22 protein-coding genes are annotated in these 24216 nt (G+C 34.9%); 2 read left to right on the forward strand and 20 right to left on the reverse strand.

Features of this window, described 5'->3' with window-relative positions; all coding sequences use genetic code 11:
• Positions 1-45 precede the first annotated feature (45 nt).
• The 5 genes from A9D35_RS03675 to A9D35_RS03695 all read right to left on the reverse strand — a co-directional run bounded on the left by A9D35_RS03675 (position 46) and on the right by A9D35_RS03695 (position 6555).
• Positions 46-783, reverse strand: a complete 738-nt coding sequence (locus tag A9D35_RS03675) for an energy transducer TonB (RefSeq protein ID WP_066219192.1) — start codon at positions 781-783, stop codon at positions 46-48.
• 590 nt (positions 784-1373) lie between these two features.
• On the reverse strand, positions 1374-2387 hold the full coding sequence (locus A9D35_RS03680; RefSeq protein ID WP_066219197.1) for a glycosyltransferase family 4 protein: 1014 nt from the start codon (positions 2385-2387) through the stop codon (positions 1374-1376).
• Positions 2341-3729, reverse strand: coding sequence for an O-antigen ligase family protein (locus A9D35_RS03685; protein WP_066219200.1), 1389 nt, complete (start codon positions 3727-3729; stop codon positions 2341-2343). Before A9D35_RS03685 ends, A9D35_RS03680 begins: the two co-directional genes overlap by 47 nt.
• Before the next feature lie 4 nt (positions 3730-3733).
• Complete coding sequence (locus tag A9D35_RS03690) at positions 3734-4834, reverse strand: glycosyltransferase (protein WP_235817842.1); 1101 nt, start codon at positions 4832-4834, stop codon at positions 3734-3736.
• 800 nt (positions 4835-5634) lie between these two features.
• Positions 5635-6555, reverse strand: coding sequence for an NAD-dependent epimerase/dehydratase family protein (locus tag A9D35_RS03695; protein ID WP_066219206.1), 921 nt, complete (start codon positions 6553-6555; stop codon positions 5635-5637).
• A gap of 346 nt (positions 6556-6901) precedes the next feature.
• On the opposite strand from A9D35_RS03695, the gene A9D35_RS03700 reads away from it, so the two are divergent.
• On the forward strand, positions 6902-7198 hold the full coding sequence (locus tag A9D35_RS03700; protein ID WP_066219210.1) for a GIY-YIG nuclease family protein: 297 nt from the start codon (positions 6902-6904) through the stop codon (positions 7196-7198).
• A gap of 993 nt (positions 7199-8191) precedes the next feature.
• On the opposite strand, the gene A9D35_RS03705 is transcribed toward A9D35_RS03700, so the two are convergent.
• The 12 genes from A9D35_RS03705 to A9D35_RS03755 all read right to left on the reverse strand — a co-directional run bounded on the left by A9D35_RS03705 (position 8192) and on the right by A9D35_RS03755 (position 19581).
• Positions 8192-9325 (reverse strand): glycosyltransferase family 4 protein, encoded by a 1134-nt coding sequence (locus tag A9D35_RS03705; protein ID WP_066219213.1) that lies wholly within the window; start codon positions 9323-9325, stop codon positions 8192-8194.
• Between the two features lie 17 nt (positions 9326-9342).
• A complete protein-coding gene (locus A9D35_RS03710; protein ID WP_066219215.1) occupies positions 9343-10338 on the reverse strand; it encodes a glycosyltransferase family 2 protein in 996 nt (331 codons plus the stop codon).
• Between the two features lie 6 nt (positions 10339-10344).
• Entirely contained in the window at positions 10345-11373 is a 1029-nt protein-coding gene (locus tag A9D35_RS03715) for a glycosyltransferase family 47 protein (RefSeq protein WP_066219217.1), read from the reverse strand.
• On the reverse strand, positions 11366-12319 hold the full coding sequence (locus tag A9D35_RS03720; RefSeq protein WP_066219219.1) for an O-fucosyltransferase family protein: 954 nt from the start codon (positions 12317-12319) through the stop codon (positions 11366-11368). Before A9D35_RS03720 ends, A9D35_RS03715 begins: the two co-directional genes overlap by 8 nt.
• Entirely contained in the window at positions 12309-12818 is a 510-nt protein-coding gene (locus tag A9D35_RS19090) for a glycosyltransferase family 4 protein (RefSeq protein ID WP_235817932.1), read from the reverse strand. Before A9D35_RS19090 ends, A9D35_RS03720 begins: the two co-directional genes overlap by 11 nt.
• A gap of 11 nt (positions 12819-12829) precedes the next feature.
• Positions 12830-13459 (reverse strand): glycosyltransferase family 4 protein, encoded by a 630-nt coding sequence (locus A9D35_RS19095; protein WP_235817843.1) that lies wholly within the window; start codon positions 13457-13459, stop codon positions 12830-12832.
• A 2-nt stretch (positions 13460-13461) separates the two neighbouring features.
• Positions 13462-14859, reverse strand: coding sequence for a UDP-glycosyltransferase (locus A9D35_RS03730; protein WP_066219222.1), 1398 nt, complete (start codon positions 14857-14859; stop codon positions 13462-13464).
• On the reverse strand, positions 14856-15977 hold the full coding sequence (gene neuC, locus A9D35_RS03735) for a UDP-N-acetylglucosamine 2-epimerase (RefSeq protein WP_066219224.1): 1122 nt from the start codon (positions 15975-15977) through the stop codon (positions 14856-14858). Before neuC ends, A9D35_RS03730 begins: the two co-directional genes overlap by 4 nt.
• Before the next feature lie 316 nt (positions 15978-16293).
• Positions 16294-16689: an endonuclease domain-containing protein gene (locus A9D35_RS03740; RefSeq protein WP_066219227.1), complete on the reverse strand. Its 396-nt coding sequence runs from the start codon at positions 16687-16689 to the stop codon at positions 16294-16296.
• 250 nt (positions 16690-16939) lie between these two features.
• Positions 16940-17326 (reverse strand): endonuclease domain-containing protein, encoded by a 387-nt coding sequence (locus tag A9D35_RS03745; protein ID WP_066219228.1) that lies wholly within the window; start codon positions 17324-17326, stop codon positions 16940-16942.
• 542 nt (positions 17327-17868) lie between these two features.
• A complete protein-coding gene (locus A9D35_RS03750; protein WP_066219231.1) occupies positions 17869-18909 on the reverse strand; it encodes an N-acetylneuraminate synthase family protein in 1041 nt (346 codons plus the stop codon).
• Between the two features lie 429 nt (positions 18910-19338).
• The gene (locus A9D35_RS03755) at positions 19339-19581 is read right to left on the reverse strand and encodes a hypothetical protein (protein ID WP_066219234.1); all 243 of its coding nucleotides are present in this window, start codon (positions 19579-19581) and stop codon (positions 19339-19341) included.
• 897 nt (positions 19582-20478) lie between these two features.
• On the opposite strand from A9D35_RS03755, the gene A9D35_RS03760 reads away from it, so the two are divergent.
• The gene (locus A9D35_RS03760) at positions 20479-21228 is read left to right on the forward strand and encodes a hypothetical protein (protein ID WP_066219238.1); all 750 of its coding nucleotides are present in this window, start codon (positions 20479-20481) and stop codon (positions 21226-21228) included.
• 280 nt (positions 21229-21508) lie between these two features.
• Here A9D35_RS03760 and A9D35_RS03765 read toward each other — a convergent pair whose 3' ends face one another.
• The 3 genes from A9D35_RS03765 to A9D35_RS03775 all read right to left on the reverse strand — a co-directional run bounded on the left by A9D35_RS03765 (position 21509) and on the right by A9D35_RS03775 (position 24101).
• On the reverse strand, positions 21509-22180 hold the full coding sequence (locus tag A9D35_RS03765) for an acylneuraminate cytidylyltransferase family protein (RefSeq protein ID WP_369692142.1): 672 nt from the start codon (positions 22178-22180) through the stop codon (positions 21509-21511).
• Positions 22173-23186: a hypothetical protein gene (locus A9D35_RS03770; protein ID WP_066219241.1), complete on the reverse strand. Its 1014-nt coding sequence runs from the start codon at positions 23184-23186 to the stop codon at positions 22173-22175. The genes A9D35_RS03765 and A9D35_RS03770 overlap by 8 nt, the downstream gene beginning before the upstream one ends.
• 63 nt (positions 23187-23249) lie before the next feature.
• Positions 23250-24101, reverse strand: coding sequence for a glycosyltransferase family 2 protein (locus A9D35_RS03775; protein ID WP_066219244.1), 852 nt, complete (start codon positions 24099-24101; stop codon positions 23250-23252).
• Between the last annotated feature and the right edge of the window lie 115 nt (positions 24102-24216).

Here is a 24216-nt window from a genome sequence, read left to right on the forward strand (position 1 = left end):
AATAGAGACGTTATTAAAGCCTTGAAAGGCTAATCTATTTTTCAATTATTGCGCTTGAAACTTAAAGAAAATCGGTAAGGTATACGACACTTTAACGGGGCGACCTCTTTGCATACCCGGTTTCATTTTTGGCAATTCTTTTATGATACGTTCGGCTTCTTGCTCAAGTAATTTGTCTGGACCTCTAGACCGCACTCCGGTAATATTACCATTTTCATCGATGATAAAAACGATCGATACCCGTCCTTGTAAGCCTAATTCAAGAGCTTTTTCAGGATAATTAAAGTGTGTTTTAATATGGGCATTCATCTTTTCTTGAAAACAAGCTTTTGCTGCGGCATTAGACAAGCCCTCACAGCCGGGAAATAAAGGAATTTGTTCTATAACTGCAAAAGGCACCTCAACAACTTCCTCGACCTCTTCGGTCTTCACATCTTCTATCGCTACCTCTTCTGGCGGGGCTGGAATGGCATCCTCTTGCGATGATTCGGTACTTTCTATCACCGTTTCTTCAATATCTTCAAACGATTCTACCACCTGTATCGTTTCGGATATGGCTACCGGAGGAGGTGGTGGAGGCAATGGAATATCGATTTTAGTAATAGGAATATCTTCGTCTACTTCGGTCTCCATAGTAACCAATTCTATAGGTGCCGTACTCCGATCGTAAGTTCGTAATTCGAGAGCTTTCCAGGTTAAGAGTAACATAATATTTAACCCAATAGCAAAATATATACTGCTATTTCTCCCGATGTCAATTTTTGGGTTCTTTTTAGCTTTCATAACGATATATTTTAATAGTGAACATCCTTTTACCGGCACTATTAAGTTACGTTATTATTGCATTATTTCATATGATTTTTGTCAGGTTTAGACACGTGTTTTTGCGGTATTCACCTAATAATCATGTAACAATGTAATAATTTAGAAATGTATTAATGTAACAATTATCCCCTCGATTCACGACTCACTACTAACGACTAAGGACAACTCACGATTTACGATGCAGAGATTTGAAGATTTGAAGATTTGAAAATGTAACATATTAACTCCAATTCACGATTCACGATTTCCGATTCACAATTCACTAATAACTACCAACTAAAAAAAAGATTGCCGCGCTCCTCACTGTTCCGCTCGCAATGACGTTATCCAAACAACTTCTCCTTCCGATTCACGACTCACCGACAACGATTAACGATTAACGATTCACTAAAAACTAAAGACTAACAACTAAGAACTCCCGATTCACGATACACGTCTCCCGACTCACAATTCACTAATAACTATTAACTAAATACTAACAACTAAGAACCCCCGATTCACGTCTCACGATTCACTAATAACTAAAGATTAAAGACTACCAAAAAATCCTACTCCAATACAGAGATCCATTTTGCTTTTACAACCTCCCAGTCATAAGTTTCAACTTTCGCTCGGGCTTGCTTCGTTAATTTTACGACTAATTCTGGTTGATCTTTTAATCGATTAATGGCTTCAACAAAAGCATCAGCATCATTGGGAGGAACTAAGAGACCGTCTTGTTCATGATCGATTAAAAACGGCATCCCTCCTACATTTGTAGAGATTACTGGCAAACCTAAAGCCATAGCTTCTATCACACTTACTGGCATATTGTCGAAGTTCGTGGTGTTAATAAAAACATTATAATCTTGGGCTAAAGTAGTCCATTTTTGTTTGGTGAGTTTCCCGGTAAATGTAACAAAAAGACCTAGAGTATCTGCATATGCTTTCACTTCAGATATCGATCCATCGGTATCTGGTCCCACCATACACAATTCGGCCTTGTGGCCTGTATCTAAAAGTTTTTTTAATATATCAATCGCTAATTTCGGATTATAAATCGTAGAAAATGAACGTACCCATAATAATTTTATTACGGCTATAGGTTTAGATTGAAACAGATAATTTTCTATTTGCAAACTATTAGGGATATATACCACATTTGTATACCCATGAGTTTTAAATACCGATTCCAAATACCGAGATGGAGACACTAACGCTTTAGCAGGTTGAAATAGCAGCTTACATAATTTAGGATTACGCGTTAAGCGCTGTGGTAAATTTCCACCATGCAAAATAGGGATATATGGCAACCTAATAAAACGACACACCTGACTTACAACTAGAGCATAATAAAAATTCTGCGTACTATAAGTATCTATTAAAGCATAATCCCTTTTAGGTCCATATTTAAATGTACTTAAAACCATATCTAAAATACGGCGTCCTTTATTTAGGTATGCCGACTTGCACAACACGTTAAACCCTTCCCGTTCTAGTGCTACCGACAAGCCTTTCATATATGACACATTGGTCTTAGTACTGCTTAAGTTGTTGCCTAAGTATAGGACGTTTTTTTTCATGTACAATGTTTAATAAGGATAAGCCATAAATAAAACCTGGAGCCGCAATACGCATGGCAGAATGATTTATGGTAGCAAACCAAAAAATTAAAAAAGAATAAAATAAAAGATTTCCTTTATGCTGTGTTCTATAAATAAGAGGTATTGTTATTAATAAAACTAAAATAATGATACCGAAAACACCATGCTCGGAAAATAAACGACTTACCTCATTATGCGATGCTATAACTTGCCCTTCCTCCTCTAACCGTACTTGTTTCATACCATTAGCACCAACGCCTAAAAACGGATGATGTAAAAACCCTTCAAATTCTCTAACAAATAAATCAACGCGGCCAGTAGAGGCATCTTCCTTTTCTCTACCAATGGCATCTTTATTAGTATAACGATTTTCTATTAAACCATCTGTTTGGTTAGCCGCTATTACCCATGTTATCATAACCCCAACGAACAATAGAACCAAAGCTCCTAATATTTGTTGACGTTGTTTAAAACGGGAGCGACCATAAAACACCACTAAAAATCCTATCATCATCATAACCGCTGCTATTACCCCACCCCTACTGAAAGTCACCAGAGCCCTAAATGAAACCAATGCAAGTAATACTAAATTAAATATTTTTAAAAATACCGTTGGCGATTTTAAAAAGAAACGAACGGTAAGAGCAACCATACCTAAGCCTAACAAGGTAGATACCTGATTAGGTCCATAGCCACCAGAAGCCGCAAAGTTAGATCCCGTACCTTGTAATACCTCTTTTATACTCGGGTTATACAGAAACAGGTAAACCATCATAGCAATAATAGGAAAGCTCATACAGGCTAAAACTTGAAGTAATTGCTCCTGACTTAAACGTTTATCGTAACAAAACAAAGCAGAAGCTCCTAAACACACCGGACCACTAAGGACGAAGGCTATAGATTTTCTAAAATTTAAATCGTAACCTAAAGTCATCGATGCGACTAGTACCGAGGGTAATAACAAAATAAGATAAATAAAATAAGGATAACTTTTACCTGATACCCCATTAAAAAACATCCCCATTAGAACTAATAAAATAATATAGTATTTAGAAAACTCATAGAACAAGCCTCCGCCTGTCATTCTAAAAAAAGATTCTGCGGCTGCAATATAGGCACAACCAAACAAGACCCACATCGTCTTAGCTACATTAGGAACAAAAATAATTTTCCCAATAAAAAACAAGGCGGTTATGGTAAAATATAAATTTGAAAACATCGGTATAAAATATACTCCTACACCAATAAACAAATGCATAACCACCAAGGCCACATACAAATCGTTAGTAAATCTATATTTTTTAGTTCTATTGTGTCTCATTTCGTTATAGTGTCCACTGTCTATATACTTGCAATACGTGTTTTAATGCTCCCGCTTTAGAATAACGCTTCTTAACAAAATGATGTAAAGCCACACTAGAATTTAAACGCCATTGTTTATCTTCAATTACTTTAATTAAAGTTACTGCCAAACTGTTTGCATCAGAGGCAGGAACTAATCGCCCTATATTTGTATTCACAATCACCCGATTACAATCACCAACATCAGTAGCTATCACAGGTAATTCTGCAAACCCATATTCTAAAAGCGCCAAAGGTAAACCTTCAGATTTAGATGACAACACCCCAATATCCATATGCTTTAAAATAGCCGATACATCTGGGCAACTCCCATAAAAATAGATCTGTTTTTCTAAGCCCAACCGCCTTACTTCGGTATAAACCTGTTTAGCATAGTCGTCATTAAAATCTTTTCCTACGCAATGTAAGGTCCAATCCGGATGTATTTCAAGCACTTGATTAAAAGCATTCACTAAATTAATATGGTCTTTTTGTGGTCGTAAATTTGCTAAACAGACTATACGTTTACCTGGCTCGCCATACAACTTCGTTTCTAATGCACAGCTTTGTAAAGTCACAAAATTAGCCACTACCTCAACTTGTTTACAGTGTAATTGCCTTTTATCCCATTGCCCCAAAGTTTCATTAACCGCAAAAATGGCATAAAATAATCGAGAACACGCCTTTAACATTTTTTTGGGGCGTTCTTCAACAAATTGACTATTTCCGTAGTGATCATGCCACACGAACTGTACTTTAGGAAAATATAATTTTAAAAGAGTAGCTATAAAAAAAGAAGAGGCATGCGCATGAACAATGGTTATTTGTTCCTGTTTCACATAAGCAACTAATCGCTTTACAGCAGATACATCTAAGGTTTTGGTTCTTTTTAAGAACAAATAACCAACACTAGAATCCAAACTTGCTTTTAATAATCCTTCTGCTCGTGTAGTACATAAATAAGAACCATTTACCTCTGTAACTAGGGCATTTGCCAAGTTCACAGCCATACGTTCCGCGCCTCCGGCTTCTAAGGTGTCTATAAGTTGCAATACTCTCAATGCGAGTTCTATATTTTTGGGCATGAAAGTACTAAAATATTCGGACTTATATGAACGAAACTGAACGACATTTTGTGAAGACACAACCGAAGCAATCCATCGTCATTACAAAGGAGGAACGATTGAAATAATCTGTTGAATCAGAACTCCAATCAAGAGATTGCTTCGGTGCCCTCGCAATGACGGGAAGTACTTGTCATGCAGAGCAGAGAGCAACGTAGCGAAGCATCTATGCCCTACCAATAAAACCACAATACAAGGTATATACAACCGAAGTAAATTATTATACTGAAACTTCTAACCTAGCCCCACCGTCATTACGAAGGAGGCACGACTGAAGTAATCTGTAACATTAGAAATCAGATTTATAAGATTGCTTCGCTAAGCTCGCAATGACGTTCTAACAACTAAAAACTAAGATCTAAGATCTAAGAACCAGGAGTAAAGAGTAAAGACAACACACGAATAATAAAGTATTGGGTATAGAGTATTTAGTATTGAGAATCGTGCTAACAACTAAGAACTACCAACTATTCACGAACCCCACTGTCATTACGAAGGAGGCACGACTGAAGTAATCTTTTAAATTAGAACTCCAATCATGAGATTGCTTCGGTGCCCTCGCAATGACGGGAAGTACTTGTCATTCAGAACGGAGAACAACGATGTGAAGCATCTATGCCCTACCAATAAAACCATAATACAAGGGATACACAACCGAAGTAATCTTTTGAATCAGAACTCCAAACATGAGATTGCATGGGTACCCACAATGACGTACAAAACATGGTAGAGCCTGCTGTTATGATCGTAGGAAAGACAGATTACCCCAGCCCTTGTATCATATTTTGTAAACCTTGTTCTAAAGCGGTTAAGTCACGATTTAAAACCTGTTTCATTTTAGTAGTATCAGGACAGCGCCTGCGCATGTCTCCTTCTTCCAAAGCAGGAAGGTGAATAATTTTAGAATCAGATTGTGCAACCTTAATTATAGTTTGTGCCAGATCTAAAATCGTCATTTCTTTATCGTTACCAATATTTAAAACATCATTTATATAAAGTTCTCCTTCTAAAGTTTTTATACAAGTTTCCACCGTATCATCTATATAACAAAAAGAACGGGTTTGTAAACCGTCTCCATGAATGGTAATCGGTTCCCCTTTTAGTGCGGACTTTAAAAATCGAGGGACTACAAAATCATCACTCTGTTGAGGACCATAGGTATTAAAAAAACGAAAAATAGTATACGATAAATCAAATTCATTTCGATAGGCCTTACAAAAAGCTTCTCCTGCATTCTTAACTATGGCATAAGGTAACCTGGAATTTAAGGGTGTTGTATTTTCATGCTGTGGTACTTCAAACGGTTCTCCATAAACTTCAGAAGAACTGGAGTAGAACACACGCTTAACCCCCGTGTTTTTAGAGAGAGATAAGATGTGTTTAATCCCTTCTAAATCTTCTAGCACTGCTATAGGATGTTCTAACGTACGCTTCACCCCTACTACGGCTGCGAAATGAAACACATAATCAAAATTATAACGCCCAAAAACAGCAACAATATCATTATAATCGTTCACATTGGCTTTAATAAACGTTACATTGGGTAATTGAGGTATATGTGTTTTTACCCCTGTAGATAAATTATCTAGTATAACTATTTTATAATCTGATTTTTTTGCTAAAAGAGATGCTAAACGACTTCCAATATTTCCGGCACCGCCGGTTATTAGTATAATGGGCATATTGTGATTAATTAGGAGGTTTTTAAAGAGGGGCTAAGATACATATTATATTAACTTGTCCAACAAACCTCAACTTCATTACGAGAGAGGTACAACCGAAGCAATCCCACGTCATTACGAGGAGGTACGACGAAGTAATCTGTTACATTAGAACTACAATTAAAAAGATTGCTTCACTACGTTCGCAATGACGAATCCTAACGTCACTACAAGAGAAGCACAACCGAAGCAATCCTACGTCATTACAAGGAGGTGCGACGAAGTAATCTGTACTCATTGGAACTACAATTAGAAAGATTGCCGCGCTACGCTCGTAATGACGTATAAAAAATCAGTATATTAAACTATGAAAACTTCATACGTATACTTTATGACGAATAAAAACAACACCGTAATTTATGTTGGTGTAACGTCTAATTTAAAACGACGTGTGTTCCAACATAAGTCAAAGACCTATAAAGGCTTTACAAGCAAATACAATTGTGATAAATTAGTCTATTTTGAAATATTTCAGGACATCAAATTGGCCATAGCCAGAGAAAAACAAATAAAAGCAGGTAATAGAAAGCGGAAAATCAGTTTAATTACGTCTACAAATCCCAATTGGACAGATTTATCCAACGGGTGGATATTTGATGTGTAATCTCACGTCATTACAAGAGAAGCAGAACCGAAACAATCCCACGTCATTACGAGGAGGTACGACGAAGTAATCTGTTACATTAGAACTACAATCAGAAAGATTGCTTCACTACATTCGCAATGACGAATCCCAACGTCATTACAAGAGAAGCACAACCGAAGCAATCCCAACGTCATCGCGAGGAAGGCACGACCGAAGTGATCTGTCACATTGGAAATACAATTAGAAAGATTGCCTCACTACGTTCGCAATGACGAATCCCAACGTCATTACAAGTGAAGCACAACCGAAGTAATCCCTTCGTCATTACGAGGAGGTACGACGAAGTAATCTGTTACATTGGAACTACAATTAAAAAGATTGCTTCACTGCGTTCGCAATGACGAATCCCAACGTCATTACAAGAGAAGCACAACCGAAGCAATCCCACGTCATTACGAGGAGGTGCGATGAAGTAATCTGTTACATTGGAACTAAAATTAGAAAGATTGCTTCACTGCGTTCGCAATGACGAATCCCAACGTCATTACAAGAGAAGCACAACCGAAGCAATCCCACGTCATTACGAGGAGGTGCGATGAAGTAATCTGTTACATTAGAACTACAATCAGAAAGATTGCTTCACTGCGTTCGCAATGACGAATCTAAACGTCTTTGTGAAGGAAGCACCACGTAGCAATCCCACGTCATTACGAGGAAGTACAACGAAGTAATCTGTTACATTAGAACCACAATTAGAAAGATTGCTTCACTACGTTCGTAATGACGAATCTAAACGGCTTTGCGAAGGAAGCACCACGAAGCAATCTCCCCCATTGGAACTACAATTAGAAGATTGCTTCACTGCGTTCGCAATGACGAATCTAAACGGCTTTGTGAGGAGGAGAGACGAAGCAATCCCACGTCATTTCGGGGAGGTGCGACGAAGTAATCTGTTACATTTGAACTACAATTAGAAAGATTGCTTCACTGCGTTCGCAATGACGAATCACATCACACATTACTCTCAAAAGTACCATCTAACACTTTAGCAATATCAGATTCTAGCCGATTAAAAGTATACTGCTGCGACCAGTTTAAAGCCTTTTCTGCCATAACATTTAAATCGTGTTGCTTAAATGTATTTATAAAATGAGATACCGCGGCCTCAAGTTCAGGTTCAACGATAATACCACGTTCGCCATAGCCTACCATCCAAGCGACGCAAGATACAGACGTGGTTACAGGAATACATCCAAAAAACATCCCTTCGGCCACAGCTTTTGGCCAGCCTTCACTTTTAGAGAGTAAAATATTAAAATGAGCCGTTAATAAAGCTTTTTTTACGACCATTTTATCTTGATTTCCATGAACAGTAATCTGCGGTTCTAACCGTTGTGTAGCAATATAAGCTTCCAACTCCCCTCTCAACGGCCCATCGCCAAATAATTCTAAGCGCGCTGGTATATCGCGTTTATTTAGTTCCTCGATAAATTGAATCGTCAATAAAGGTCGTTTTCCGGGCACCAACATCCCTGCAAATACAAACACCAGTTCTTTGGTATAATCTTTAGCTTGGAAAACTACCTTTTCTGCGTCGGTATAGGTTGCCGAAATAAACGGATATATATTTTTAGTTTCTCCCGGCCATTCCCCATACACCAAAACCTTCATGTTTTTAGTTAGAACTGTATTCCTAAGAATAGCCTGTTGCAAACGATAGGTCCAGGGCTGATTGCTGTTAGGGTCCCAATTCCCAGCATATTTAGTTGATTTCTGTTTCGATGGAAATAGAATTTGAGCAAAACAAGCTACTAAACTCACATTCGCAGGACAACGCAAATGGATGTAGTCTGCCTGTCTCATAACATTTACACATTTAAAAAAAACTATAGGTAATACCAATAGGGTTCTTATTATAGCGGCAAACCCCAACAAACTAAAGTTTGGCACAGCAACAAATTTAATATCTTGGTTGTAAGCACAATCTATTGCATCTACTACATTATTTGGTTTTTGAATCCCTACCACAGTAACATCGTTAACGTATCTAGACCATAAGTTCATTTCACGCACATAAGGAGCATATCCATAATAGGTATTATCCTTTTTACTGTGTTGTACTAATGTGAAGATTGCTAATTTCATTTATCAAATAATTTTTATTACTGAATACATGGCTTATTAAACAACAACTGCCACCAACCGTATACTCGACCTATTCCTTCTGTAAGCATAGCCTTTTTATTTCGAGACAAGACACAACCTAGAAATATTAATACGGTTAATAATAAAGCAGTGGAATGCCATTTAAATTTAGATTTCACATGTGGATTAGGATATTTAACTCGCCAAATATACCAACCATTTCTAATCACCATTTGTCCATATTTAAACATATTTGGGCGCCCTTCTTCAGCATGATAATGACTACATGTTGCTGCAGTATTCACAAATAGTGGTCCATGCTTAGCTATTCGCAAACAAAAATCGGCGTCTTCGTACAAGCCATAGCCTTCAAAATAATTAGAAAATGATAAGGCTTTAAAAACAGACATTTTATAAGACGATACTCCCCCCATAAACATTTCTACGTTATAAATCTTCTTAGTTGGCGGTAAAAACCCAATCGAACGCATATGCGAAAATGATGGCAACCACCCAGGAGGTGCATCTGGTTCTAAACCAAATAACCGGCGGACTTTAAACCGCGAAGGTTCCTTTCTACACCAATTATCAAAACAAAAATAGTCACCAGTTGATGTAATTTTTTTATTCTGTTCCCAACGAACTTCATTTGTAATATAGCCCCCTACAGCAAGAGCTACAGGATAGACCGCATAGGTCGCTATTATGTTTTTAAAATAATCGGCATCTAAAACGATATCATCATCCAAAAAACACACGATTTCTGAACGTTTACTTACTTTTTCTATACCAAAGTTACGTTGTCTCGTTAAACCACGTTCTTTGGGTTCAACCAGATAATAGCTTAAATTCTTAAAGTAATTCTCCTCTAGCATAACTCGCGTCTCGTCATTTACAGAGCCATCAACTATGATAATCTCGTCAGGATATAAAGTCTGATTAACCACAGAATTAAGTAAGGTCAATAATGCTTTCGGGCGCATATAAGTGCAAACAATCAATGTAAATGTCATAGATAATTATGATTTAAACACATCGTGTATTTCCTTAAAAAAGGCATTTCTATTCATATAAGTTTGCCATAAAACTCTATTTTTAGATTGTAAGTCTTTAAAATCTGAAGGACTTAATTTGTTATGAAAATCCACAATACTTTGTTCGATCTCAGAAGCCTTAGAACTATTAACATATACCATGTGCTTAGACCAATTTATTTTCCAATCTAACGGCAAACGACAATCAGTATCTATAAACACTGGGATTCTCCCCATAGCCAGTGTTTCATATAAGCGAACAGAAAAATTCCCTACACCACGTAAACAAAAGGTGTAACCCGATTCTTCTATATTTTCAAAGAATTCAAATGTGCTTTTAATTGTATCTGACTTTGTTCTTGCACCACCTCGATATTTATCTCTAAATATAAAATTAGGATTAACAAACAGACTCTTATTAAGTTTTTTTAAAATGGTTGCTCTCTTAATACTAGAGGGATAGAATGATTGATAATCTAAATGTTGTTTTTTCAGAAAATGATTCAAAATATTTACTTTTAAGTAAACCAAAAACTCTTTTATAGCTTTTAGGACACTTAGCTGTGCATGTCCAACAAAACCTAACGTAGGCTTAATTTTTTTTTCAATCGGATAAAACTGGGTTTTCAATGTATACTCATAAGGATCTACTATAAAAGAAGGCATTATAAATGTATTGGCGTTCATTTTAGAATGAAAACCACCTAGTCTAAAATTATAAATTTCTTTTTCTTTAAATGAATATCCAAAATCTCCACCAATGTAAATCCATAATGGAATATTATGTTCTCTAGCAAGATTTAAATACCTAGTCTTAATCCCTGGCTCTAAACTTCGGATGTAGTTATACTCTAAAGGGAGTATAATAATATCTGCCTCTTTAATACAATCTGTAATACAATAAGATTCACTTATTGTATTACTTTTTTTATAATGCAAATCTAATAGCATGGGAAACACATACCGCCGATGATCAGGAATTAAAAATGTTTTTTCTGTATATATATTAAGCATTCTTTATCGCTATTATTTTATCAAATTTAGTGTTTCCAACTATAGAAGCATACTTTGAAAAATTACTATTATACATTGGGGATAATTGTACTAAGAACACAAATTCACAAGTGCTCATAAAATAAAAATCTATAAACGTTTTTAAATCAGATTCTACGCTGTCATTATTATTTAAATCTATATGTTTTGGCTCCCCTTCTAATACTTTATAAGAAGTATTTTCCTTGATATATTTAAGAAAATTTATACTGTCTGAAAACATATAAATATCATAATCTTGAAATGATGCCGTTTTTTTATTTACTTCAACTAACACTTTTTCAATCAGATTCACTTTCTCGGTCGCTTTAAGTTCTAAGTTAGTAGTATCCTTGAAATCGCCTAACAATGTAGTGAATCGTGTATGAAATGCAACAGCATTACGCGTGCTTTTAACCGTTTTAAGTTTTTCTTCCAAGAATTTTGAAGGCTTAAATAATTCAATAAAATTTTCTCTCCACTTTGAATGAATTTCATTTTCAACATCAGTATTTAAGATTTTCCCCAAATAATCTATGTTACTATAGACAATGAATCTATTATGTTTAGAGTTTTTTATAGTAGTATAAGGATCACTATTAAAATCATTCATTAAATATAATACACCTGTTGTAAAAGGGTTATAAAACACTTTATCTTTCATCCAAAATACTTTATTTGGGACTAAAAAATCGGTTAAATTAAAAGGAGAGTTAAAATGAATAAAAAAGTTATAATCTAATCTCTTTGCTATCTCGTAGAAAGAAATTATACCTTTAAATCTGTCGACCAATCCGCCATGAGAGAAAATACCATCAAAACATATAATAATTTCACCTTTGGATTCTTTTTTAAAGGATACTCTATTTAAATAGTAAATCCATATTAAAAACCATTTATAATAAAATTTAATTTTTTTAGTTAGCATCAATTATTGTTCTATAAAACTCAATATTTTTTAAAACTTGTTTCTCAATATCAAAGTCACGCTCTACCTTTAAACGCGCTTGTTTTCCTAATGTAATACATAATTCAGGATTATTAAACAGTTTTAAAATGCGATATGAATATAAACTAATCTCTTTTGGATGAACCAAATAACCATTAACACCATCATCTATTAATTCCTGGCCCCAACCTATGGATGTGTTTACAACTGGTTTTTGTAATGCCATAGCCTCGACAGTAACCATCCCGAAAGTCTCTGCAAACGACGGGAACACACATACATGTGCTTGTTTTATATGAACCTGCACCTTTTCGTAAGGGATCTTCCCCAAATAGGTTACACCCTTTTTGGCTTGTTCAGTCAATAAATTAAAAAACATACTATATGTGGAAGCCTTTTGTGTTATAATATCCGGCGCATCACTCCCTATTAATATTAATTTTGAATTTGGTTCTTCTTCTAAAACCGTATTAAAAATTTGAGCTAATTCTAAGACCCCTTTTTTCTAATAATAGTCCCTACGTACACTATCGTTTTATGCTGAAAGTCTAAAGGCGAACTATTTTTAAATGTAATTAAGTCTAGACCATTATGTATGGTACTGATTTTATTTCTATCTAAATTAAAAAGCCTTTGAGTTTGCATACCTGCAAACGATGATGGTGCAATATATGCTTTAGCGCTCCTTAGCCCTAAACGTTCAAACCACTTATTTTTTAATCGTTGTTGTCTACCTTCTAGCTTACAAAAATAGGCATCACTACCATGTAACCGAATAACAAGAGGCACTTTAAACCTCATAAAAGCCGTAATACCAGTCCAATCTGGTGCTTCTAATATATCTATGCTTTCTTTCTCAACTATATCGTTTATATAGGAATTAATATACTTTCTATGCAAAAACCACCCCAACATGGGATAAGATTGATTTTTTATTAAATGAATAGATACCCCGAAATCGTCCAGTTCTTTAGATAACTTTTGACCATATACAAATACGATAACCTTTAATCCTTTCTTTACCAATGCTTGCGCTAGAATCTGAGTACTAGTCCCTATACCAGCTGCATGATTCACCAAGGCATGGGGATATTCGGGTGTAACAAATCCAACAGTCATAATTAGACCTTTTTTAGTTTATTAATTTCTCCTAAAATCCGTTGGGATGCCTTGTTACTAGGCTGCTCATTAATCTTTGCAAACCAATCTTCTGCATGTTTAATCTCAATAGCTTCATGATTTAACATGGCTAACAAATCTTCTTGTATTTCATTTGGATGATTTAACCAAGTTACGGCCTGCTTAGTGGGCATCGATCTAAAATGCACATAATCATACACGTGTACACCAGGTTTAATGTTGTTTTGCTCATCGTAATGATAATACATATAAGCACAAGCCTTATTATGTGCTACATAATCAAACACCATAGAAGACCCTAAATTGATAACCCCAACGGTATGTTCGGCTAGATTAGCTAATAATACTGAATCCTCCTGTGTTGGTAATTTGGTATTCCACCCCTTTCCAATAGCGTCCCATAAGGGTGCAATGGGGATAATAATATTTTTAAATTTCTCTAACACCGCATCAAAACGACCTGAAAAATCGACTGGACAGCGTCTAAATATGATTCCCAATTGATGGCCTTGACTATTTAAATTCTTAATAGCCTTGGCAACATCTCTTAAATACATAGGATCTTGAGGGGACGTTGTTACATCGTCTCCACTAAAACAAAAATAAGTCGTGTCGCTATCTAAATGATACTGCTTATAAAATGCCGCTTTAGACACTAGAATGTCCTTATTATAATGCGGTTCAAATTGTGGGGTCCCAGTAACCTCAATCTGTTTGGCTTTTACAAATGGGTAATATTTTAGCAACTCGGTTTTCATATGTTCGCTCCATACATGGTAATAATCCGTTTCCACATCTAGCATGGACTTGGGTAAATTATCCCAAGAAAAGACAAAGCCAACCGTAGCGACCCTTAACGCTTTGGCAGCTTCTATGGGCGCTATAGATAATATAGAACGTTGACTTGCGCTATACACCACATCTGGAGCTACTTGTTTTATAATTGCAATACATTCCTCATAATACTTTGTTTTAGATTCTAACTGACGTATACGTTTGCGAAGGCTTAAAATACCGTGCTCTGAGTTACAGAATCCAATTAATACTTTGGTTAAACTATGTTTTATAAAGCTTTTAATCCCTGAATATTTTAAAGGAAACCAATATTTATGATATACCGTATCCTCATCCCTACGTATAAATTGGTTTAATTCTACGCGCTTCTTGGCGTTCTTAAAACTATCGGTTAATGGATGCTGTTTAACCCCTTTGGGAACCACCTCGCGCAACCCGAGTTCCGATAAGGGTAAAGGCGTTAGATTAAGAAATACGATGTCCATATCCATAGCTTGTGCCTGTTTATAAAACGATGTAAAAACAAAGTTCCTTAAACTTACACCATCAGGAATGATAAAGAGTATTTTTTTTGACTGCCTCACAGGTCTCTAAATTGCTTTTGATGATTTAATTGCCATAATGTATTATGCTCTAAAGTTTTTAAAAACAGTACAGCACTTTGTCCAGTCCCAAAATTAGGCGTATTATTTTTAAAAGGTTTTATTTCAATATCTTTTAGGGATGCCTTAATCGTTTCGGTATCATAGTCTACATTAATAATATCGGAATGGGACACACGATTATTTTGACGTGAACCAATATTGATTACCGGAATACCATAATAAGGCGCTTCTCTAACCCCTGCACTACTATTTCCTATAATAAATTGAGCATGTTTTAAGAAGGTTAGAAAATACTCAAATCGTAAAGACGGGAAAATTCTAAACCTTGGATCGCCATGTAGTCGTTCATAAGCCTTTAAAATGGCCTTACTACCCAAATCATTATTAGGAAAAATCACTATATAGTTATGAGTATCTTTTAATAAAGCATCGACAAAGGCATTGGCATAGCGTTCCATATCTTCAAACTCTGTGGTTACAGGATGAAACATTACAATACCGTAATCATTAAAAGGAATTTCATAATAAGTTTTTACCGTTTCTAAATCCGGTAAGTGTTTAGAAAACATAATATCGACATCCGGGGATCCGATTTCAAAAATTGCTATTTCTAGTTCGCCCATTTGTATCAAGCGGCGTTTGGCTTCTGCATTTGCCACAAAATGAATATGACTCATTTTACTTGTAGCATGGCGTATTAACTCATCGATTGTTCCCGACACTTCACCTCCTTCAATATGAGCCACCAAAATATTATTTAAACTCCCCACGATTGCCCCAGCTAAGGCTTCTACCCTATCGCCATGAATAACTATTAAATCTGGCTGACAGGTTTTAACGTATGCCGATAAACCTGTTATGGTTTTAGCCAAGGTTAAATCCATAGTCGTTTCGTCTGTATGATTCTCAAAGGTATGGACGTTAGAAAATCCGCAACGCTCAATTTCTAGCAAGGTGTATCCATAGGTATGCTGTAAATGCATGCCTGTAACAAATACGTATGGCGTAAATGCTTTAGCCTGTTCAACAATTTGAATAAGGGATTTTATTTTTCCGAAATCGGCGCGTGTGCCTGTTAGAAACAGGATGTTTTTCATATTGGGGTTGACTCTAGGTTAATAGCTTGTGGTTTATAATCGGGGTCAAGATACTAATTTTAATGTATTTTTCTAGGGCTAAATACGTTTACATCCTTGTTTTTTATCTAAAAAATATAAGTCAAAATTTTTAGCATTTTTGGGGTATTACACACCCCTAGCCCCTCTCAAGAGGGGAATACTCGGGCAGGCTTACTCTTGTGGTTTTTTTTAAGTTTTTTAAGTTACCTTATATTTCAATCTTTACACTGAATACTATAAAGACTACAATGCAACTCCCCTCTTGAGAGGGGTCGGGGGTGTGTGAAAACGGATGTTACAACCCAACTCTATTTTCATTTTCATAATCCTCTATATAATCTAAAATAGCCCGTAAAACAGATTCCATTTGTGTTTTCACTTCATGGTCAGTAAAGCGCAACACCTGTATACCCAATTGATTTAAGCGTCGTTCTTTAATAGCATCTTTCCGTTGTGTCTCGGGAAATTCATGCGTATACCCATCTACTTCTATCCCCAACATCAATTCATAGCAAAAAAAGTCGACTATAAACCGATCTATAGGCTTTTGCCTATGAAAATCGTAGCCATGCATTTGTTTACCTTTAAGTTTTAACCATAAATAAATTTCTGCTTTGGTAGAATTATTCCGCAATTCTCTAGCATAGGCTTTTAACTTTGGGTCGTAAGGCATTAGTTTTCGCTTTTTCATAGCGCATTTAGATTTACACATAAATTTACTATTTTATTAGGACATGCTTGGTATGGCTTACTCTTACCCATAACACACCCCTAACCCCTCTCTAGAGGGGAATACTCGGGCGGGCTTACTCTTGTGGTTTTTTTTTAAGTTTTTTAAGTACCTTATATTTCAATCTTTACACTGAATACTATAAAGACTACAATGCAACTCCCCTCTTGAGAGGGGTCGGGGGTGTGTGAAAACGGATGTTACAACCCAACTAGATATTTTCATTTTCATAAACCTCTATATAATCTACAATAGCCCGTACAACAGATTCCATTTGTGTTTTCACTTCATGGTCAGTAAAGCGCAACACCTGTATACCCAATTGATTTAAGCGTCGTTCTTTAATAGCAACTTTCCGTTGTGTTTCGGGAAATTCATGCGTATACCCATCTACTTCTATACCCAACATTAATTCATAACAAAAAAAGTCGACTATAAAGCGATCAATAGGCTTTTGCCTATGAAAATCGTAGCCATGCATTTGTTTGCCTTTAAGTTTTAACCATAAATAAATTTCTGCTTTAGTGGAGTTATTCCGCAAATCTCTAGCATAGGCTTTTAACTTTGGGTCGTAAGGTATTAGTTTTCGCTTTTTCATAGCGCATTTAGATTTATACCTAAATTTACTATTTTATTAGGACATACTTGGTATTGCTAACTCTTACCGATACACACACCCCTAACCCCTCTCTAGAGGGGAATGTTTAGATTATGGTGTGGTTTGTATAAATGTATTTGATCTCGCTTAACTTACTTACTCTTGCACAGGACACACCCCTGGCCCCTCTCAAGAGGGGAAAACTCGGGCGGGCTTACTCTTGTGGTTTTTTACAAAGTTTTTTAAGTTACCTTATATTTCAATCTTTACACTGAATACTATAAAGACTACAATGCAACTCCCCTCTCTAGAGGGGAATGTTTAAGTTATGGTGTTGTTTGTATGAATGTATTTGATCTCGCTTAACTTACTTACTCTTGTACAGGACACACCCCTAACCCCTCTCTAGAGGGGAATACTCGGGCGGGCTTACTCTTGTGGTTTTTTATTAAGTTTTTTAAGTTACCTTATATTTCAATCTTTACACTGAATACTATAAAGACTACAATACAACTCCCCTCTCGAGAGTGGCCGGGGGTGTGTTATTTTATATCTTCCAACTTCAATTGCACATCATTCTCTAAATCCCGCGTAGATACTTTCCCTAACACATCATTAAAATGTTCCGCTAGAATTTCGCCCGTCCCTGGACGTTTTACCCAAATATTGTCTTTAGTAAACACCTCGCCTTTTTTAATAGGCGCAATAGTACAAACGGTAGCAAAAGCAAAATCTATAGTTACCTGTTCTTCTTTTGCTGGTGCCTTTGTGCCACCTCTCATTTGTGCCATTTCTGCACTGTTTACTATAAGCTCTTTACACGCCTGCTCGTCCATACTACATACTATATCCGGGCCTGTGCGTTGCATATGATCTGTAAAATGACGTTCTAAAATACTAGCCCCCAAAGCTACAGCACCTAAACAGGCATTATTATTTAGGGTATGATCGCTTAACCCAAAGACTTTATCAGGAAATGCGGCATGTAATTCTTGCATGGCACCAAAGCGCACCAAATGGATAGGCGTCGGATATAAATTCGTGGTATGCAATAAAGCAACGGGCACATCATATTTATCAAAAATAGCGACTGCCTTATTCACACTCTCTATCGTATTCATACCTGTACTTAAAATTACAGGCTTACCAAATTGTGCAATATGCTCTAGTAACGGATAATTATTACATTCGCCAGACCCTATTTTATAAGCAGGCACGTTAAAGCCTTGTAATCGGTCTGCTGCAGCTCTTGAAAACGGGGTAGAAATAAAAATCATACCCTTACTTTCAACATACGTTTTTAGAGCCAGTTCATCGGTTTCATTTAACGCACAACGTGCCATAATATCATATATCGATATATTGGCATTTCCGGGAATCACTTGCTTAGCTGCTGCGCTCATTTCATCAGCAACTATATGCGTTTGATGTTTTACCACCTCTACCCCTGCTCGTGCAGCCGCATCAACCATGGCTTTAGCCACTGCTAAAGACCCTTCATGGTTAATACCGATTTCGGCAATCACTAATGGCGGATAATCTTGACCAATTTTACGGCCTGAAAGCTCTATATATGGACTCATTTCTTGTAATATTTACTCTGAGCGGTAAACTTAAGAAATAGTAAGGAAGGATGAAAGCCGTTTTCTGTAATTGTTGGCAGCCAAGTCCTACATATTATTTGTTAATGAAATGACACAACAAAAATAGATTATTATGAACCTCATCATAGTTAAACACCTTAACTCTCAGGTTATAATTTTTCGTTGAGACTTGGAGTTGAATTTCCTATATGAAGAGGTATGTAGTCCAAAAGAATCCTCACTAGAGTGAGATACCGAATTCCCTCTTCATTTTTATCTATAGAAGATTAAAAGATGACAGGCATATATACTAAACGACCAATTATTATGGTTTATAAAGTTGCATTTATATTATCGCATGCGCTTAATGCAACTGTCTCCCATTTTATCATGTAACATTAAAGAAAGCCACATTTTTATGTTTTATAATTACGATGCTTTTCGATTTTGCTTATCATTTATATTCCTAGATACATACTGAGTACCATTAATTTCAGCCCTCACTTCCTCTACATCTAGATGCATATATTTACAAAATTCGGTAATGGTTAATGGATGTTCCTTTTTTTTACCTAAAACTTTTTTAATTGTACGAACAACTTTACGTGCATAGCTCGGGCTTTTACCTAAAATAATGCAAACTTCTTTAGGGTCTATACTTATTTTTTTCATGCGCTAATATAATTTTACGATTTAGGGTTACTCTAACTGATTTTGAATTTAGGAGGTTCATAATACTTGATTTTGATTAATAGTTGATTTCATTTTAGTAAAGATACGCCAAAAGCAACAAGCTACATTAAAAACTTATAAACATTTTATTGTTAATAATGAAATAATTTTAGCCAATTAACAGTTAAATTCGTTAAAATACAGATTTTATCTGTTTAATATTTCTGTTCACATACTTATATTTACTTATATTCTTAATCCAAAATAATATTATTTGCAATACTCTATCTATATACTAACTATACACCATATATACACCATCTATACACTATCTATATACTAGTAATGCAACTGCTAAACATTACTTATAACCTACACGATATCTTTATTACCTAAACTTTTTTTATTCTGTTTAGAAATATATTATACAGCACTGTAGCATTCCCTTCCATCTACAAGCATATTAAACATCTAAATAAGAAAGGTTATGCTAGTAAACCTCTTAGAAAATGCAAAAGTCTAATTCTAAATTCTCTAATACGTTTTCCCAGATTCCGATAAAAACTAACACAAACGGTACAAATGACACCAATACCATTAATGGGAGATTTGAAATAATTTTACTTAAACGATATAAAGTTGATTACTCAGCGATAACTTCCTATTCTTATAAAATCATCATTAAACACATCAAATGATACCAAATAACTAGTTCGGAACCAACTACTTGCATATACAATTTATTACCTCTATGTTTGTCTTGTTAACATTTAAAAGTGGTTTAGATTATATATGTTAAACAGGAGCTCATGTTTAATCTCGCGAGATAATTTATACCCTTTTTAGAATTCAATTTTAATAACATTGTCGTACAGACATTTAAAAACAAAAACAAAAATGGCAAAACTTAAAAGCCTTATAAAAATTGAAGGCACTCTAGAAGAGTTAACCTTTTATAAAACGCAAGATGGTTATATGGTACGCACTAAAGGCGGTGTAAGCAAAAACCGTATAAAAAATGATCCTGCCTTTGCTCGGACCCGAGAAAATGGCACCGAATTTGGTTTAACTGCAAAAAGCGGCAAATATTTAAGACGTGCGATTACCTCTTTATTGGCCGATGCGAAAGACAACCGAATGAGTTCTCGTTTAACCCAGGTGTTTAGCCAAGTGAAGAATGAAGATTTAATTTCTGTTCGTGGCCAACGGAATGTTCCTGTGGGCTTAGAAACTGAGACAGGTAAAGCCTTACTTAAGGGGTTTGATTTTAACAAATTCGCTACTTTAGATAGTGTATTACAAGCCGAGTACAATTTAAATTCTACCACTGGTGAGGTAATTATAACAGATATTGTGCTCAATCAGCAATTAGGTGTTCCTGAAGGTGCTACTCACGTGAGTTTTAGTTGTGCTTTTTTAAATTTGGATTTAAACACCAATGTAAAAGATTTACAACTTAGTCCTGTAGAAAACTTCCCTATTAATGGGACAGCAACTACTGTGACCTTAACCCCTAGCACCGCTGCTATAGGTAGTGGCTTTAGTTTTTACTTTTTGAAAGTCTCTTTTTACCAAGAGGTTAATAATATACAATACCCAATAAACAATGGAGCATATAATGCTTTACAATTGATAGAAATATTGTAATTATTTATTTTTTAAAAAGTCATATAGGGGATGCGGCGCATCCCCTATATAATTTAAAATTAGAGTTTAAATTCCAAACATTCATTCACCTTTTAAATCACATACACAAAGACCGACGATTAATTAAATACACTTGTTTACTATTTATTCTTAAAAAAGCCATATTTAAAAATTAACTGGCATAAACTTAACTTTATAGCAACTTTAAAGTGAAAAATTAACAATATTAGTCATGTATCCTATATATTAGTATTAAACCAAATGAATCATTTAACTACGATTACTCTATTCTATATTTATTAAACAAAAATTCAGCGTAATCAAAATCATCTTGCGTATCAATGTCTATATGAGCTAAGGGGTGCTCTACAATGAAAGGCAAGGCATCTGGAGTCATGACGTGTCCAGCTTTAATAGCCTCAACATCTGTAATATATAACAAGCCATTTTCATAATACAAGGGTTCTAAATCTTGACTACGCTGCCCAAAGACATAATTAAATGGTACAAATTTATTATTGACAATTCGACCAAGTTTATCATGATTACGACTTACAGAGAATATACTCGAACAATTTTTAGCTTTAAATTGTGAATACATATCTTTAAATAATGATTTAGGACGTAATGGATTAGTGGGTTGTAATAATACTACAGTATGTATAGTATCATCACCTAACTTACTTAAAACATGCTGCAAAGCACTAATAGTAGGTTCTAAATCTCCCGACAACGCTTTTGGGCGATCTATTACCTTTGCTCCAAATTCTAAAGTAATTTGTTTTATCGTTTCATCATCGGTACTCACAAACACCCCATCTATTTCTGTCTGTTTTAAGGCATATTTTATACTGTGTACCACTAAAGGCAAGCCAGCTAATGGTAACATGTTTTTATACGGCAAACGTTTGGATCCGCCTCGTGCTGGGATAATGGCTATGGTTTTAATCATGAATTTCTTCTTTTACACGACCTTTATTTATAAAGCACTTAAACACCTTTTGAAATACACGTCTTTTAAAATCGAAAAACAAATTTGGAGTTGTAACCTTAAACTTTATTCGTTTTATTTTTGATTCATATTCTACATTCTTATTTTCTAATACATTAGTTTCCTGAATTAATTGCATCCATGGTTCGACAGTATTCCCCATATGAAATGCATAATTATTATATGTTGACAATCTCATACCTCCAGAATAATCAATTGGCAAATCACAATAATTTAACTCTGAATCATTTCCAACCAAGATAAAAGATGGTTCTTTCGGCACGACATTCATAATAATTTCCCGATTCAGTGTCATTACTTGATGCATACTTCCTAAAACCGATTTTATATTATTAGATTCTATTACAGGCCAAAGTAAATTTTTATCAGTTTCCTTTTCCCAACCAACACTTTCCAAAAAACGATTATAACTATCAAAATTTTCTGGTATTGCCTGTGGACTATATTTTACTTTATTTAGAATTATCCGTTTCAAGGTCGAAGAGGCTCCATAATATAATGAGTTTCTAACGGGTATAGGTGAAACTGAACCAACTTGATTCATCCCATAAAAAATAGTTTCTACTGCTTCCTGCCAACCAGTTTTATATAAAATATCAACATCAGACAACGTTATTAGTGGCTCTCTACTTCCTCTTGCTGCGCCAATAAGAGCATCCATTTTACCAATATTTTGTTTATGATGTATAACACTATCTACATCATCCTTTTTTAATTGGTCATTTATATAATTTACTACAGTCTCGCAACAACCATTATTTACAATAGTTATAGCACATTTATTGTTTTTTGTAGTTGTAACAGAGGCTAAACATAATTTAAAAACCTCAAATACTTCCTTATAATACCCTTCCAAAGATGGTATATATACCACAATAATTACTCGATGCTGATAATTTAACCTTATTTTCCCTTCTTGTTTCTCGGGATTCATTCCAATTCTCATAAACCTAATTTATACTCAACATTCTGTTAATTAAAATCCCTTTCTTCATATTAATAAATTATATTATTGTTTCAATAATTTTTCTGATAACTTATAAGCTTTTATAGTTCTACCCAAACCTCTAATATCTGCTTTAAAAACCATTCTTTTCATAGCCAATAATTTTGCGAATAAATATTCCTTTTTTAATACTGCATTATCAAAGTGTTTTCTTAAAAAATAATAATATAACATATCTTTTTCTAACGCAACATCTAACTCTTTTTTCTTAGTCCTTTGTCCTCCAGAGTCAATCTGTAAATGTTCAACTAAAATATCGGGTTGAAAATAAATGTTTGCCCCAGCTTGTAATAGCCGCATACCGTAATCCCAATCGTCCCCCCAAATAGTGTAGGTCTCATCAAAATAAAACCCAGCATCTTTAAACGTTTGAGATTTTACAATATTTAAACCTGAGCACACCTGTAATCTAAAACGTCCTTTTGAAAAATCACATGGTTTTGATATTGTATCTAAAATGGTATTATATTTAAATTTTGTAAGTTCCATATCTTCAAATTGAATACCTGGAATTAATACATCAATAATATTAGGTGTTAAATGTTCTATAATCTTCTTAAAAGCTAATTCTGGTATTCTCAAATCGTCATCTAAAAAAAACAACCATTCCTCATTATTATAATATTCTAAAGCTAAATTTCGTGAATGATTAACACTTTTTGTCTTATCTCCTTTTACAACTTGATAGGAGTAATTTAAAGGTAATTCCTTTAAAGCGTCTTCAACACATGGTTCTGTTTGATCTACAATAACTACTTGCGATATATAAGAACTGAATGCATTTAAATCTATTAATAAGTTTTTTAAACACTCTAAACGTTCTCTTGTAGGTATAACTAGAAAAAAATTATTCATAAAATAACACTTATTTAGGTATTTTTAATGAAAAAAACATAATAACAACCTCACAATTAAAACAATTAGAGTATATTTTAAAAATGCAACTATTATTAGTCAATAATAAAATTTA

The organism is Formosa haliotis (genome assembly GCF_001685485.1).
Taxonomy (GTDB): Bacteria; Bacteroidota; Bacteroidia; order Flavobacteriales; family Flavobacteriaceae; genus Formosa; species Formosa haliotis.

Coding starts and splice junctions, on each gene's coding strand:
- A9D35_RS03690 (WP_235817842.1), bottom strand. CDS start 4,834: ATGCCCAAAAATATAGAACTCGCATTGAGAGTATTGCAACTTATAGAC.
- A9D35_RS03695 (WP_066219206.1), bottom strand. CDS start 6,555: ATGCCCATTATACTAATAACCGGCGGTGCCGGAAATATTGGAAGTCGT.
- A9D35_RS03775 (WP_066219244.1), bottom strand. CDS start 24,101: ATGAATAATTTTTTTCTAGTTATACCTACAAGAGAACGTTTAGAGTGT.
- A9D35_RS03715 (WP_066219217.1), bottom strand. CDS start 11,373: ATGCTTAATATATATACAGAAAAAACATTTTTAATTCCTGATCATCGG.
- A9D35_RS03755 (WP_066219234.1), bottom strand. CDS start 19,581: ATGAAAAAAATAAGTATAGACCCTAAAGAAGTTTGCATTATTTTAGGT.
- A9D35_RS03700 (WP_066219210.1), top strand. CDS start 6,902: ATGAAAACTTCATACGTATACTTTATGACGAATAAAAACAACACCGTA.
- A9D35_RS19095 (WP_235817843.1), bottom strand. CDS start 13,459: ATGACTGTTGGATTTGTTACACCCGAATATCCCCATGCCTTGGTGAAT.
- A9D35_RS03740 (WP_066219227.1), bottom strand. CDS start 16,689: ATGAAAAAGCGAAAACTAATGCCTTACGACCCAAAGTTAAAAGCCTAT.
- A9D35_RS03705 (WP_066219213.1), bottom strand. CDS start 9,325: ATGAAATTAGCAATCTTCACATTAGTACAACACAGTAAAAAGGATAAT.
- A9D35_RS03750 (WP_066219231.1), bottom strand. CDS start 18,909: ATGAGTCCATATATAGAGCTTTCAGGCCGTAAAATTGGTCAAGATTAT.
- A9D35_RS03770 (WP_066219241.1), bottom strand. CDS start 23,186: ATGAGAATTGGAATGAATCCCGAGAAACAAGAAGGGAAAATAAGGTTA.
- A9D35_RS03675 (WP_066219192.1), bottom strand. CDS start 783: ATGAAAGCTAAAAAGAACCCAAAAATTGACATCGGGAGAAATAGCAGT.
- A9D35_RS03745 (WP_066219228.1), bottom strand. CDS start 17,326: ATGAAAAAGCGAAAACTAATACCTTACGACCCAAAGTTAAAAGCCTAT.
- A9D35_RS03685 (WP_066219200.1), bottom strand. CDS start 3,729: ATGAGACACAATAGAACTAAAAAATATAGATTTACTAACGATTTGTAT.
- neuC (WP_066219224.1), bottom strand. CDS start 15,977: ATGAAAAACATCCTGTTTCTAACAGGCACACGCGCCGATTTCGGAAAA.
- A9D35_RS03760 (WP_066219238.1), top strand. CDS start 20,479: ATGGCAAAACTTAAAAGCCTTATAAAAATTGAAGGCACTCTAGAAGAG.
- A9D35_RS03710 (WP_066219215.1), bottom strand. CDS start 10,338: ATGACATTTACATTGATTGTTTGCACTTATATGCGCCCGAAAGCATTA.
- A9D35_RS03765 (WP_369692142.1), bottom strand. CDS start 22,180: ATGATTAAAACCATAGCCATTATCCCAGCACGAGGCGGATCCAAACGT.
- A9D35_RS03680 (WP_066219197.1), bottom strand. CDS start 2,387: ATGAAAAAAAACGTCCTATACTTAGGCAACAACTTAAGCAGTACTAAG.
- A9D35_RS03720 (WP_066219219.1), bottom strand. CDS start 12,319: ATGCTAACTAAAAAAATTAAATTTTATTATAAATGGTTTTTAATATGG.